The sequence below is a fragment of the Mesorhizobium sp. Primo-A genome, from assembly GCF_003997175.1.
In the GTDB taxonomy this organism is placed as follows: Bacteria; Pseudomonadota; Alphaproteobacteria; order Rhizobiales; family Rhizobiaceae; genus Mesorhizobium; species Mesorhizobium ciceri.
In genome coordinates this window covers 263,256-277,263 of sequence record NZ_RZTG01000006.1, presented here as the reverse complement: position 1 = coordinate 277,263, position 14,008 = coordinate 263,256, and the positions used below count along the sequence as shown (strand labels likewise).

At 64.9% G+C, this 14,008-nt stretch carries 12 protein-coding genes; 10 read left to right on the top strand and 2 right to left on the bottom strand.

The window, feature by feature from the left end; genetic code table 11:
* Positions 1 to 5: 5 nt before the first annotated feature.
* Genes EOC83_RS13750 through EOC83_RS13740 form a run of 3 tightly spaced genes read left to right on the top strand, consistent with a single transcriptional unit; the run spans position 6 to position 3,979 of the window.
* Entirely contained in the window at positions 6 to 1,289 is a 1,284-nt protein-coding gene (locus EOC83_RS13750; protein WP_013528948.1) for a glycosyltransferase, read from the top strand.
* A gap of 6 nt (positions 1,290 to 1,295) precedes the next feature.
* On the top strand, positions 1,296 to 2,675 hold the full coding sequence (locus EOC83_RS13745) for a glutamine synthetase family protein (RefSeq protein WP_063169493.1): 1,380 nt from the start codon (positions 1,296 to 1,298) through the stop codon (positions 2,673 to 2,675).
* Between the two features lie 2 nt (positions 2,676 to 2,677).
* Positions 2,678 to 3,979: an FAD-binding oxidoreductase gene (locus tag EOC83_RS13740; protein ID WP_063169492.1), complete on the top strand. Its 1,302-nt coding sequence runs from the start codon at positions 2,678 to 2,680 to the stop codon at positions 3,977 to 3,979.
* Between the two features lie 241 nt (positions 3,980 to 4,220).
* Here the strand turns inward: EOC83_RS13740 and EOC83_RS13730 are convergent, their stop codons facing one another.
* Complete coding sequence (locus tag EOC83_RS13730) at positions 4,221 to 4,991, bottom strand: IclR family transcriptional regulator C-terminal domain-containing protein (protein ID WP_027163027.1); 771 nt, start codon at positions 4,989 to 4,991, stop codon at positions 4,221 to 4,223.
* Between the two features lie 121 nt (positions 4,992 to 5,112).
* Here EOC83_RS13730 and EOC83_RS13725 point away from each other — a divergent pair, with 121 nt between their 5' ends.
* From EOC83_RS13725 to EOC83_RS13695, 7 genes are all read left to right on the top strand, one after another.
* Complete coding sequence (locus EOC83_RS13725; protein WP_063169491.1) at positions 5,113 to 5,970, top strand: CoA transferase subunit A; 858 nt, start codon at positions 5,113 to 5,115, stop codon at positions 5,968 to 5,970.
* Positions 5,967 to 6,767 (top strand): CoA-transferase subunit beta, encoded by an 801-nt coding sequence (locus tag EOC83_RS13720; RefSeq protein ID WP_063169490.1) that lies wholly within the window; start codon positions 5,967 to 5,969, stop codon positions 6,765 to 6,767. The genes EOC83_RS13725 and EOC83_RS13720 overlap by 4 nt, the downstream gene beginning before the upstream one ends.
* A 1-nt stretch (position 6,768) precedes the next feature.
* The gene (gene pcaF, locus EOC83_RS13715; protein ID WP_013528954.1) at positions 6,769 to 7,974 is read left to right on the top strand and encodes a 3-oxoadipyl-CoA thiolase; all 1,206 of its coding nucleotides are present in this window, start codon (positions 6,769 to 6,771) and stop codon (positions 7,972 to 7,974) included.
* A 143-nt stretch (positions 7,975 to 8,117) separates the two neighbouring features.
* Positions 8,118 to 9,149 (top strand): BMP family protein, encoded by a 1,032-nt coding sequence (locus EOC83_RS13710; protein WP_013528955.1) that lies wholly within the window; start codon positions 8,118 to 8,120, stop codon positions 9,147 to 9,149.
* A 235-nt stretch (positions 9,150 to 9,384) separates the two neighbouring features.
* Complete coding sequence (locus tag EOC83_RS13705) at positions 9,385 to 10,896, top strand: ABC transporter ATP-binding protein (RefSeq protein ID WP_063169489.1); 1,512 nt, start codon at positions 9,385 to 9,387, stop codon at positions 10,894 to 10,896.
* The gene (locus tag EOC83_RS13700) at positions 10,896 to 11,951 is read left to right on the top strand and encodes an ABC transporter permease (protein ID WP_063169488.1); all 1,056 of its coding nucleotides are present in this window, start codon (positions 10,896 to 10,898) and stop codon (positions 11,949 to 11,951) included. The genes EOC83_RS13705 and EOC83_RS13700 overlap by 1 nt, the downstream gene beginning before the upstream one ends.
* Positions 11,948 to 12,892 (top strand): ABC transporter permease, encoded by a 945-nt coding sequence (locus EOC83_RS13695; protein ID WP_063169487.1) that lies wholly within the window; start codon positions 11,948 to 11,950, stop codon positions 12,890 to 12,892. The genes EOC83_RS13700 and EOC83_RS13695 overlap by 4 nt, the downstream gene beginning before the upstream one ends.
* A 244-nt stretch (positions 12,893 to 13,136) precedes the next feature.
* Here the strand turns inward: EOC83_RS13695 and EOC83_RS13690 are convergent, their stop codons facing one another.
* The gene (locus EOC83_RS13690) at positions 13,137 to 13,904 is read right to left on the bottom strand and encodes an SDR family oxidoreductase (RefSeq protein WP_024504731.1); all 768 of its coding nucleotides are present in this window, start codon (positions 13,902 to 13,904) and stop codon (positions 13,137 to 13,139) included.
* Positions 13,905 to 14,008 lie beyond the last annotated feature (104 nt).

The following is a 14,008-nucleotide window of genomic DNA, read 5'->3' as shown; positions in this document are numbered from 1 at the left end:
ATTAATTGACGCGTAAAGCCAGCCCGACCATCGCGCTGTTTCCCGAAGCAAGCTTCGGCGCGGCGTTGAATTGCGTCGGCATCGCGCAGGCGCTGCGTGCGAAAGGCGCCCGGCCCGTCTTCATCTGCCATGCCGGTTTCTCCGGCGTCTTTGCCGACTATGGTTTCCAGGAATACCAGTTGCCAACCGACGAGCCGCTGAGCGAGAGCCAACGTCAGAGCTACTGGCAGGCTTTCGTGCGCCGGCACCTGCCGCATTTCAGGCTGAGCCCGATCGACCAGCTTGAGACCTATGTCGCTCCGACCTGGCAGGCCATCGTCGACACCGCGGTCAATGCCGAGGCGCCGCTGCGCCAATTGCTGGCACGGCTCAAGCCGGATGCCGTGGTGCTCGACAATGTCATCATGTTCCCGGCGATCGCCGCCGCCGGCTGTCCGTGGGTGCGCGTCGTCTCCTGCGCCGAGACCGAGCTGCCGGACGCCAATGTGCCGCCCTATCTGTCGGGGCTTGGCGTGGACGACCCGCAACGCGCGGCGTTCGAGGCCAGGTATCTGGCGGCTTGCGCGCCGGCGCATGACCGCTTCAACCGCTTCCGGGCGGATGCCGGACTGGGGCCGCTGCCGAAGGGTCAGTTCCTCGAGACGTCGCCCGATCTCAACCTGCTGCTGACGCCGACGATCGTGCGCCGCGAGCGTGCCGAGCCGCTCGACCCCGCGCGCTTCGTCTATCTCGAGGGCTGCGTGCGTTCTGAAGGGCCGTTCGAGGTGCCGGTGTTCCCGCGCAATGGCGGGCCGCTGGTCTATGTCAGCTTCGGCAGCCTGGGTGCCATGGATGTCGGCCTGATCGAGCGCATGCTGGTGGTGTTCGACAGGCTGCCGGCGCGCTTCATCGTCAATGCCGGCGGCCTGCGCGACGCTTACCGCGCGGTGCCGGACAATGTCTATCTCGACGCCTGGTTTCCGCAGCCCTCGGTGGTGGCGAAGTCGGATCTGTTCATCCATCACGGCGGCAACAACAGTTTTTGCGAAGCGCTGCGCTTCGGCGTGCCGTCGCTGATCATGCCCTATTGCTGGGATGGACACGACAACGCGCAACGCGCCGAAGAGACCGGCACCGGCGACCATATCGGCCGTGACGGCTGGACCGAAGGAGTGTTGGAGAAAGCCATTCTCGGCCTGCTGGCCGACGATGCCATGCGCGCCCGCCTCAAGGACAATGCAGCCCAAATGGCGCTGAAACCCGGAACGGATGCGGCCGCGCAAGCCATACTCTCTCTGATACGGATTTGAACGAAAATGCCTGACAACAACACGAACATCTCGCTCTCCAGCGGCAACGATGCCAAGGCCTGGCTGGCCCGGCACGGCATCAACGAAGTCGAGTGCCTGGTGCCCGACATGAACGGCGTCCTGCGCGGCAAGGCCTTGCCGACGGCCAAATTCCTCCAGGCGCTTGAAGACCGCGCGCTCTATCTGCCGAGCAGCGCTTTCCTGGTCAGCATCGACGGCCGCTATTCCGGCTCGATCGACGAGGGTTTTGCCTATTCGGATCCGGACATGCGCATGGTGCCTGATGTATCGACGCTCTGCCTGGCGCCGGGTGCCGCTCCCGGCAAGGCCTATGTCTTTGCCGATGCCTTCCATATGGACGGCCGGCCCTGGATGGCCTCGCCGCGCCATGTGCTCAGGGCCGTGCTCGACCTCTACGCCAAGCGCGGCTGGCGGGCGGTGGTGGCGCCCGAGGTGGAATTCTATCTCACCGCGCCCAATCCGGATCCGGACCGTCCGCTGACCGCCCCGGTCGGCGCCAATGGCCGCGCCGAGACCGTGCAGCATCCCTACGATATGGCCGGGCTCGAGGAGTTCGAGCCGGTGATCCGCCGCATTTACGATTATGCGGCGGCGGCCGGCCTGCCGCTCGACACGCTGATCCATGAGTCGGGAACCGCGCAGTTGGAGATCAACTTCCTGCATGGCGATGCGCTGCCGCTGGCCGACAAGGTGCTGCTGTTCAAGCGGCTGACGCGCCAGGCCGCGCAGCAAAGCGGCATGCACGCCACCTTCATGGCCAAGCCGATCGCCGCACAGGCCGGCAGCTCCATGCATCTGCACATGTCGGTCATCGACGAGGCCGGCAGGACTTTGTTTGCCGGCAGCGACGATGCCGACACCGCAATGTTTGGCCACTTCATCGGCGGCCTGCAGAAATATGTCCCCGAAATCATGCCGCTGTTCGCGCCCAACGTGAACTCGTTCCGCCGCATCAGGCCGAACCACAGCGCGCCGGCCAACATCGAATGGTCGCATGACAACCGCTCCTGCGGCCTGCGCGTGCCGGCCGGCGGCCGCGCCGCGCGGCGGGTGGAGAACCGGCTTCCGGGCGCGGATTCCAATCCTTACCTGGCGATCGCCGGCTCGCTGCTTGCCGGCTATCTCGGCGTCGAGCAGAAACTGGCGCGCTCGCCCGAGGCGTCGGGCAATGCCTACAAGATCAAGAGCACGCTGCCGAAGACGATGGAGGAGGCGCTCGATCGTTTCGAGGCTTGCGGCCCGGTGCGGGAACTGCTCGGCGAGGATTTCTTCCAGACTTATCTGCGCGTAAAGAGCGTCGAGCTCGACCTGTTCCAGGGCGTGGTGACGAGCTGGGAACGCGACCACCTTCTGCTGAAGGTGTGATCATGGCTTCCAGTTCAACGGGCTTCAATTCGGGCCTCGATATCGCAAAATCCTATTATGTCGCCACCGCCAATCCGGCGCCGGACCATCCGGCGCTGGTCGGCGACGTCGACACCGACCTGGTTGTCGTCGGCGGCGGCTGCACCGGCCTGTCGGCCGCCCTTCACGCCGCCGAGCGCGGGTTGAAGGTGGTGCTGCTCGAAGGCGGCAAGATCGGTTGGGGGGCGTCGGGCCGCAATGGCGGCCAGATGATCCCCGGCCTGCGCAAGGGCGCCAAGGGCCTGGTCAAGCTCTACGGGCCGGAGCGGGCAAAGGTGCTGTTCGATCTTGCGTTCGAGGCGCGTGGGCTGGTGCTCGACATCATCGAGCGCCATGCCATCGATTGCGATCTCAGGCTGACCGGCCATCTGGTCGGCGCGGTCAACGGTTCCGACCTCAAGGATCTCGAGGAAGAGGTCGAGTGCCTGGCTACGGTGATGAAGTTCCCGCACGCCGAAATCCTGTCGGCGGCGGAAGCCCGAGCCAAGGTCGACACACCCTATCATGGCGCGATGTATGAGCCGCTCGGCGGCCACATGCATCCGCTGAACTACACGCTCGGCCTTGCCCGCGCGGCGATTGCTGCCGGCGTCGTCATCCATGAGAATTCGGTGGCGGTGAAGCTGGAGCGTGAGCCTTCGATCCGGATCTCGACGGCAAAGGGATCGGTGCGTGCAAAACATGTCGTGCTGGCCGGTGACGCTCTGCTCGATGGGCTGGAGCCGCGCGTCAACAGCCGCATCATGCCGGTTGGCAACTACATCGTCGCCACCGAGCCGCTGGAGGGCAAGCGCAATGTCATCCCGGCCAATGTCGCGGTGTCCGACACACGCTTCGTCGTCAACTATTACCGGATGTCGGCGGACGGCCGGCTGCTGTTCGGCGGCGGCGAGCGCTACACGCCGTCACCGCCGGCCGATATCGCCGGCTTCGTGCGGCCGCATATGGAAGCCACCTTCCCGCAACTTCAGGGCTGCCGCATCGATCACGCCTGGGGCGGGCTGGTGTCGGTGACGACATCCAGGCTGCCGCATGTCGGGCACTATGGCGAGGTCTATTTCGCGCATGGCTATTCCGGCAAGGGCGTCATCCTGTCGACGCTGTCGGGCAAGCTCCTGGCCGAGGCGATCGCCGGCGACGCCTCGCGGCTCGATCTGTTCTCGACGCTCACCCCGATGCCATTCCCCGGCGGCACGGCGCTGCGCGGTCCGCTCTATGTGCTGGGCATGCTGTGGTATGCCATGCGGGATCGCATCAAGCATTGAGGGTCGGCGGGGCGGCGGCGAATTGCAAAACGCCGCGATCCTTCGCGCCCCCCTCAGTCCTGCCGGACATCTCCCCCTCAAGGGGGGAGATTGGCAGATTGGTGGCTTCGCCCATTCCTGCGTCGTTGGAGATTGGCGAAAGCCGGCGTGACGTCCGATCTCCCCCCAAGAGGGGGAGATGCCCGGCAGGGCAGAGGGGGGCGCTGTCCCGCCGACGGTGAAGGTTGTTGGAGAAGGCCTCTTAAACCACAAAAAAATCTTCAATCCGCTGCCTGGCCTCCAGCAGCGCCGGCAGAATCTCCCGCTCCATCTCCGCGACGGAGAACCGCGCCGATTGCGTCGAGACGTTGATGGCCGCGACCGTGCGTTCTGCGCGGTCGCGGATCGGCACGGCGATCGAGCGCAGGCCGAGTTCCAGTTCCTCGTCGACGATGGCAAAGCCGTCCGCTTTCGCCTTGCCGATGGCGTTGGCTAACAAACACCTGTCGGTGATCGTCTTCGGCGTCCGTCTCTCGATCGTCGCCTGGCCGAGGAATGCGTCCAATTCCTGAGGCGTCAGACCGGCAAGCAGGATGCGTCCCATCGAGGTGCAATAGGCCGGCAGCCTGGTGCCGACATCGAGCGACACGCTGAGGATGCGGCGGCCGGGAATACGGGCGACATAGACGACATCGGCACCCGACAGGATCGCCGCCGAACAGGCCTCGTTCAGCTGTGCGGCGACCGCGCGCATGATGGGTGCGGCGAAGGCCCAGAGCGAGGCGCCGCCGAGCCAGGTGCGGGCGATCGTCAGCAAGCGTGGCGACAGCGAGAACACGCGGCCGGCTTGCGTTGCATAGCCGGTGGCGGTGAGCGTCAGCAGAAAGCGGCGGGCGCCGGCGCGGGTCAGGCCCGCTTCCTCGGCCATTTCGGTCAGCGTCATGCCCGAGGGATGCCGAGCCAGGATCTCCATGACGGCAAGGCCGCGCTCGAGCGAGCCGACATGATCACGGGAAGCGGCTTCTTCGTCCATCTCAACTCCGCGGGAACGGCATCGACGCCAGGATTGACTCCTCGCCCTCCCCCAGCGTAGAAAGTATCGCATATAAAACATATGTTCGCAATGCGAACTTTTTGAACCCGGAGCCGATGCGATGGTCAAGTTCCTGCCGCTCAAACAGGCTGTTGCGGAGAATTTGAACGATGATGACACGGTCGCCTTCGAGGGTTTCACCCATCTGATCCCGACGGCGGCGGCGCATGAGGCGATCCGTCAGGGTTTTCGCGACCTGACCCTGGTCCGCATGACGCCGGACCTGATCTACGACCAGATGATCGGTATGGGCATGGCGAAGAAAATCGTCTTCTCCTATGTCGGCAATCCCGGCGTCGGCCTGCTGCGGCGCGCCCGCGACGCCATCGAGAACGGTTTCCCCAGATCGATCGAGATCGAGGAGCACAGCCATGCCGGCATGGCCAATGCCTATGAGGCGGGCGCGGCCGGTCTGCCCTGCGCGGTGTTTCGCGGCTATCGCGGTGCTGGCCTCGCGGCGGTCAATCCGAACATCAAGTCTGTCACCTGTCCGTTCACCGGCGAGGTGCTGGCGGCTGTTCCTTCGATCAGGCCTGACGTCACCTTCATCCATGCGCAGAAGGCCGACAGACAAGGCAATGTGCTGGTCGAAGGCATCATCGGCATCCAGAAGGAAGCGGTGCTGGCGGCCAAGCGAGCGGTGGTGACGGTGGAGGAAGTGGTCGATAATTTCGACGATCTGCACCCCAATCTGACCGTGCTGCCGCGCTGGACGATCGCGGCGATATCCGTCGTGCCAGGCGGCTCGCACCCGTCCTACGCACATGGCTATTATGCGCGTGACAATGCCGCCTATCTCGAATGGGACGAGATCGCCGCCGACCGTGACAAATTCCAGGCGTGGATGCAGGCCAATGTCATCGAGAAGAGCGCCGGCGATTTCGCGGCCCGGGTCGAGCATTTGAGGAAAGCGGCATGAGCGACAATCCATTGGGTTTCACCCCCAACGAGATGATGACGATCGCCGCCAGCAGGGCGCTCAGGAATGACGATGTCTGCTTCGTCGGCATCGGCGCACCGTCCGCGGCCTGCAATGTGGCGCGGCTAACGCATGCGCCTGACATCACGCTGATCTACGAGAGCGGCACGATCGGCACCGCGCCCGACGTGCTGCCGCTGTCGATCGGCGATGGCGAATTGTGCGAGACCGCCGTCACCACCGTCGCGGTGCCGGAGATGTTCCGCTACTGGCTGCAGGGCGGCCGCATCTCGATCGGTTTTTTGGGGGCGGCGCAGATCGACAAGTTCGGCAACATCAACACCACGGTCATCGGCGACTATTTCCATCCCAAGACCAGGCTGCCCGGCGGCGGCGGCGCGCCGGAGATCGCGACCTCGTCGAAGCAGATCTACATCACAATGGCGCAGACCAAGCGCGGCATGGTCGAGAAGATCGACTTCTTCACCTCCTTCGGCCATGGCGAGGGCGGCGACCATCGCAAGCGGCTTGGCATCGACACATCAGGTCCGACCTTGCTGATCACCGATCTCGCCATCTGGAAGCCGGATCCGGTGACCAAGGAATTCACCGTCGTGTCGTTGCATCCGGGCGTCACCCGCCAGCAGGTGCAGGAGAGCTGTGGCTGGGTGGTAAAGTTCGCGGAGGCGCTTGACGAAACACCGGCGCCAAGCGAACTCGAATTGAAGACATTGCGCGACCTGCAGGCCCGCACCAAGGCGGCGCATGAGGGAACCGGAAAAGCAAAGGCTGCATGACATGGCCGAGGCCTATATCTGCGACTACATCCGCACGCCGATCGGCCGCTTCGGCGGTTCGCTGTCTTCGGTACGATCGGACGATCTAGGCGCCATCCCGCTGAGGGCGCTGGCCGAGCGCAATCCGGGCATCGACTGGCAGGCGATCGACGATGTCGTCTATGGCTGCGCCAACCAGGCCGGCGAGGACAATCGCAACGTAGCGCGCATGGCGCTGCTGCTGGCCGGGCTGCCAAAGGAGGTCCCGGGCTCGACCGTCAATCGCCTGTGCGGCTCCGGCATGGATGCGCTGACCATTGCCGCCCGAGCCATCAAGGCCGGCGAGGCGGAGCTGATGATCGCGGGCGGCGTCGAATCGATGAGCCGGGCACCCTTCGTCATGCCCAAGGCCGACACGGCGTTCTCGCGCAATGCCGAGATTTACGACACCACCATCGGCTGGCGCTTCGTCAACCCGCTGATGAAGAAGCAGTATGGCGTCGATTCCATGCCGGAAACCGGCGAGAACGTCGCCGAGGATTTTTCGGTGTCGCGGGCCGACCAGGACGCCTTCGCAGTGCGCAGCCAGAACAAGGCCGTCGCCGCACAAGCCAATGGAAGATTGGCGAAGGAGATCACCCCAGTGACCATCCTGCAGCGCAAGGGCGATGCGCTCATTGTCAGCAAGGATGAACACCCCCGCGCGGGCTCAACGGTCGAGGCGCTGGCCAAGCTGCCGACGCCGTTCCGGCAGGGCGGCACGGTGACGGCCGGCAATGCTTCCGGCGTCAATGACGGCGCGGCGGCACTGATCGTTGCCTCCGAGGCGGCGGTGAAAAAGTATGGGCTGACGCCGATCGCCCGCATCCTCGGCGGGGCTGCCGCCGGCGTGGCGCCGCGCATCATGGGCATCGGCCCGGTGCCGGCGACGCAAAAACTCTGCGCGCGGCTTGGCCTGACACCAAAACAGTTCGACGTCATCGAGCTCAACGAAGCCTTTGCCTCGCAAGGCATCGCCGTGCTGCGCCAGCTCGGCATTGCCGAGGACGCCGAACACGTCAACCCGAATGGCGGCGCCATCGCGCTCGGCCATCCCTTGGGCATGTCGGGCGCCCGCATATCCGGCACGGCGGCGCTGGAGCTTCGCGAGCGCGGCGGCCGGTATGCGCTTGCCACCATGTGCATCGGCGTCGGCCAGGGCATCGCGATCGCGCTGGAACGGGTCTGATCGGCAAGTCTCTCCGGCTAACTTCGAGAATCCGGTGCGGTTAAATTTGACCACGTGGACAAAAGTCCGGACCCGTTCCATAGTTCCTCGTCTGATTTTTAGAACAGCCGGCTCGACACGGCTGTCGAACAGAGGGGAATACAATGGAAAACCGAAAGAACAGATTTCAATCCGCACGCGAAGGGCTTTCGCGACGCAATGTGCTGGAGTTGGGCGCGCTTGGCCTGGCTGCGGCAATGCTGCCGGGCGCTGCCTTCGGCAAGGACAAGAAACTGAAGGTGGCGGCGATCTTCGCCACGCCGATCGAGGAGCCATGGGACAACCAGATCCATGTCGCCCTGCAGAAAGCCGAGAAGGAACTCGGCATCGAATACAAATGGTCGGAGAAGGTGCAGACCGCCGATTTCAGCCGCGTCATGCGCGAATACGCGCAAGGCGGCTACCAGCTGGTGCTGGGTGATGCCTTCGCCGCCGAGCGTGAATCGCGCCGCACCGCCAAGCAGTTCCCGAAGACCGCCTGGCTGTTCGGCTCCGGTGCCGGGCCGGCGGAACCGAATTTTGGCGTGTTCGACAACTGGATCCACGAGCCCGCCTATCTCTCCGGTATGATCGCCGGCAAGATGTCGAAGTCGGGCACGATCGGCGCCGTCGCGGCGATGGGCATTCCGGAAGTGAACCGGCTGGTCAACGCCTTCTTCGCCGGCGCCAAGGAGGTCAACCCGAACATCAAGAAGAAGGTCGCCTTCATCGGCTCTTTCTTCGATCCGCCCAAGGCCAAGGAAGCGGCGGTCGCGCAGATCGACGCCGGTGTCGACGTCATCTATGCCGAGCGCTTCGGTGTCATCGAAGCGGCGGTCGACAAGAAGATCCTTGCCATCTCCAACATGTCCGACCAATCGAGTCTCGGCCCGGATACGGTCATCACCGGCCCGGTCTGGGACATGTATCCGACGGTCGAACAGGCGATCAAGCTGGTCAAGGCCGGCGTCTTCACCGCGCAGGACTATGGCGACTTCTCGCGCATGGCCAAGGGCGGCTCGCATCTGGCGCCTTACCACAAGTTCGACAAGACGCTGCCGGCGGACGTGAAGGAGCTGGTCGAAAAGAAGAAAGCCGAGATACTCGAAGGCAATTTCCGCGTCGACGTGGACGAGAACACGCCGGTTTCGGATTGAGTTCTGGTTTGAGGGGCTGGCGCTAGGCGCCCCCCTCTGCCCTGCCGGACATCTCCCCTCAAGGGGGGAGATTAGCAGTTTCGGCGACGCGCTGTTCTTTCAAGAAAATTGGCGAAAGCCGATATGACATCCAATCTCCCCCTTGAGGGGGAGATGGCCGGCAGGCCAGAGGGGGGTGCAGCGCATTCCTCTCAATCAAAGCTGAATCGCAAAGCCCGTACGTTCAGGAGCCCCCTTGTCCGCCCCCCTCATCGAAATGCGCGGCATCACCAAACACTTCGGCGCCGTCAAGGCGAACGAGGCTGTCGACCTTAGCGTCGCGCCGGGCGAGATCCTCGGGCTGCTGGGCGAGAACGGCGCCGGCAAGACGACGCTGATGAACGTGCTGTTCGGCGCCTATGCGCCCGACGCCGGCGAGATTCTCATCCAGGGCAGGCCGGTGCGGATCACAAGTTCCGCCGATGCGCTAGCCGCCGGCATCGGCATGGTGCACCAGCATTTTCATCTGGCGCCAAGGCTGACGGTGCTGGAGAACCTGCTGATAGGCATTCCCGGCAAGACAGGGCGGATCGACCGCGCCGGCGGGCTGGCGCGGCTGGCCGAGATCGGCCGCCAGCATGGGCTGACGCTTGATCCCGATCTTCCGGTCTCGGCGCTGTCGGTCGGCGAGCAGCAGCGGCTCGAAATCGTCAAGGCACTGTTTCGCGGCGCCAGGCTCTTGATCCTCGACGAGCCGACGGCGGTGCTGGCGCCGAGCGAGGTCGACGGGCTGTTTTCGGCGTTGCGGTCGATGGCGGCGCAAGGGCTCGGCATCATTTTCATTTCGCACAAGCTCAACGAGGTGCGGGCACTGACGCATCGCTGCACAGTGCTGCGGCATGGGCGCGTCGCCGGCCGCGTCGACGATCCCGCCAACACGACATCGTCCGCAATGGCGCAACTGATGTGCGGCCATGAGATCGTGCCGCCGGCGCGGGGACAGTCGACGCCCGGTGCTGCGGTGCTGACCCTCGACGGCATTTCCACCTCGCGTCATTCGGGTACGGCGCTGCGCGACGTGTCGCTTGCCGTGCGTGCAGGCGAGATCCTCGGCATTGCCGGCGTGTCGGGCAATGGCCAGCGCGCGCTGGCGGAGGTCATCTCCGGCGTGCGCGTACCTGACGCCGGCCGGATGACGATCGCCGGCCAGAAAGTCTCACGCTTTTCGCCGCGCGAAGTGCAGGCGCTCGGTCTTGGCCGCATCCCGGAAGACCGTATGACGACGGGGCTGGTTACCAACCTGCCGCTCGCGGATTCGATGGTGTTGCCGCGCATCGGCACCGCCGCGTTCAGCAGCAAGGGCCTGCTCAAGCCGGATACGATCCGCGCCTTCGCGGAAGAGCAGATCAAGGCCTATGATATAAGGTGCCCCGGGCCGATGACCCGCGCGGGAGCGCTGTCCGGCGGCAATCTGCAGAAGGCGCTCTTGGCACGCGAACTGGCCTTCGACCCGAAGGTTCTGATCGTCTCGCAACCGACGCGCGGGCTCGATATCGGCGCGGCGCGTTTCATCCACGAAAAGTTCCTCGACATGCGGGCCAAGGGCTGCGGCATCATCGTCATCGGCGAGGATCTGGAAGAGCTGCTGGTGCTCTGCGATCGCATCGCGGTGATGTATGAGGGCCGCATTGTCGGCACGCTCGACAGCGCCGATGCAACGATCGCACAGCTCGGCCTGATGATGACCGGGGCGGAGGGGCACAGCTGATGTTTCGCCTGGAAGTCCGCACCTCTACGCCGGCCTGGTTCAACCTCGCTTTGCCGCTGCTGGCTATCGGCGCGACGCTTGTCCTGTGCAGTGGCCTGATCGCGCTGGCCGGCGCCGGCGTGCTCGATGCGTATGGCGTGATGTTCACGGCCTCGCTGGGCGACAGCTATGCGATCACCGAAACGATGGTGCGCGCCGCGCCGATGATCTTCACCGGACTGGCGGTGGCGGTCGCCTTCCGGGCAAAATTCTGGAACATCGGCGCCGAGGGTCAATTGCTGGCCGGCGCGGTGGCCAGCTGCTTTGTCGGCGCCATCCCGATGCCGGGACCGCTCGCCATGGTGTTGATGGCGGTCGCAGGCGCTGCGGCCGGGGCCGCGGTCGCGCTGGTGCCGGCGACCCTCAGGGTAAAATTCAAGGTCGACGATGTCGTCAGTTCGCTGCTGCTCAACTCGGTCATCTACTACGCGCTGATGGCGCTGATCGAAGGACCGTGGAAGGACTCCTTCAGCGGCTATCCGATCTCGCCGCCGATAGAGGATTCGGCCAATTTCCCTGTGCTGATCGAAGGTACAAGGCTGCATCTCGGCGTTATCGTGGCGCTGCTGGCGGCACCGCTGATCTGGTTCCTGATCGTGCGCACCACGCTCGGCTTCAGGATAAGGGTCACCGGCGAAAACCCGGAAGCGGCCAGATATGGCGGCATCCATGTCGAGCGCGTGCTGATCTCGACAGCGCTGCTGTCCGGCGCGCTGGCCGGACTGGCCGGCGTCGGCGAGGTCGGCGGCGTGCATTTCCAGGTGATGAGCGACATCTCGCCGGGCTACGGCTATTCCGGCATCGTCGTTGCCATGCTGGCGCGGCTCAACCCGCTTGGCGTCGTGCCGGCGGCGATCTTCCTTGCCGCCGTGATGACCGGCGCCGAGGCGATGTCGCGGGCGACCGGCGTGCCGGCCTTCCTCAGCGATGTCATCCAGGGCACTGCACTGCTCGCCATGCTGGTGGCGCTGCTGTTCACCGCCTATCGCATCCGCCGCGTCGGGGTTGCCCGATGAGCGCGGTGTTCGAACAGATCTTCCAGGTCGGTTTTCTGGCCGCGATCATTCGTATCGCCACGCCGCTGGCTTTTGCAACGCTGGGCGAAATGTTCTCGGAACGGGCCGGCGTGCTCAATCTCGGCATCGAAGGCATCATGCTTTTGTCGGCGATGACAGGCTTCACCGCTGCCAGCCTCAGCGGCAGCCTGTGGCTCGGCGTGCTGGCGGCGGTGCTGACCGGCATGCTGATGGGTGCGCTGCATGCGTTGTTCACGGTGGTGCTCGGCCTCAGCCAGCATGTCTGCGGCATCGGCGTGACGCTGTTCTCGTCGGGCCTTGCCTATTTCCTCTACCGGCTGATCTTCGGCCAGCAGTCTGTGCCGCCCAACATCAATGGTTTTCAGACGCTGCCGATCCCCCTCCTCTCCGACATTCCGGTGCTCGGGCCGGCGGTGTTCAACCAGTTCGCGCTGGTCTACATGGCGATCCTGGCCATTCCGTTGGCCGCTTTCATACTCTACCGCACGCCATGGGGCCTGTCGGTGCGCATGGTCGGTGAAAATCCGCGTGCCGCGGATTCGGCCGGTGTCAGCGTCATCGCCACACGCTTCCAGGCGGTTGTCCTCGGCGGCGCGCTGATGGGGCTGGCCGGCGCCTTCCTGTCGATGGCGCAGTTCAACGCCTTCACCTTCGGCGTCGTCTCCGGGCGCGGCTGGGTGGCGATCGCGCTGGTCGTCTTCGGCCGCTGGGATCCATGGCGCTCGGCGGGTGCGGCACTTCTGTTCGCCTTCGTCGATGCCTTGCAGCTGCGCATGCAGGCGAGCGGGCTCGGACACATCCCCTACGAGGCGTTCCTGATGCTGCCGTTCATCTTCACCATCGTCGCCATGGCTGTGATGTCGCGCAACGCGGTGGCGCCGTCGGCGCTGCTCAAGCCATTTCGCAGGGAGGAGCGTTAGCAAGCAGGGCTTGGTGCCATTTCCTCTCCCTCCGGAGGGGGGAGAGGTGGCGCTGCGAAGCCGCGACGGAGTGGGGGAACCACCCGGCAACCGTCGCGACGGACATTGGAAGGCCACTAGGCGCAAGAATCTTCCTGCACCGCGCCCAAGGGTCGCCCCCACTCCGTCGACCCCCACTCCGTCGAGCTGCGCTCGACACCTCTCACCCGATCGACGGGGGAGAGGAAGGGCGCCAGGCGTCGCCTCACATCGCGGTAAAACCGTTGTCGACGAACAGATGCGTGCCGTTGACGAAGCTCGACTCGTCGCTGGCCAGGTAAAGCGCCGCCCTCGCCACCTCTTCCGGCTCGCCGATGCGGCCCTGCTGCGCGGCCAGCGCTGCGTCCGAGACATCGACGCCGAGCCTGCCGAGGTCGGCAACCTCGCGCAGGCCGTGCGGCGTGCGGATGAAGCCCGGGCAGACGGCGTTGCAGCGGATGTTGCGGTCGCGGAACTCGACGGCGATGGCGCGGGCGAACATGTGGCAAGCGCCCTTGGTGGTGTCGTAGAGCACTTCGTTGGGAGTAGCCGCCACCGCCGAGATCGACGAGGTGCAGACGATCGAGCCGCCGCCCGCCGCAATCATGCCGGGCAAAACGGCGCGCGTCATCAGGAACATCGAGCGCACATTGACGGCATGCAGCCAATCCCATTCCTGCACCGTGGTCTCCAGGAAGGGCTTTATCACGATGGTGCCGGCGTGGTTGAACAGCACGGTGATGGGCCCGAGTTTTTCGATAGCACCCTTCACGGCGGCTTCGACCTGTGCCTCGTCGGAGACGTCGGCGACAAAATGCTCGGCGACATGGCCGCGTGCCCTGATTGTCGCTGCGGTTGCGGCGGCCGCCTCGCCGTTGCGGTCGATGATCGCCACCTTGGCGCCTTCGGCGGCGAACAACTCCGAGGCTGCTCCACCCATTCCCGTCGCGCCGCCCGAAATGATGGCGACCTTGCCGGCCAGTCTTGTGCCCATTTTTTTTGCCCCTTATGTGACGATTTCGCTTTGCTGGTTGGGTGATGCTACCGCGCCGGCGCCGGGCGGCCAATCCACGAATTGAGTGCCGCGAGGGCAAGGCC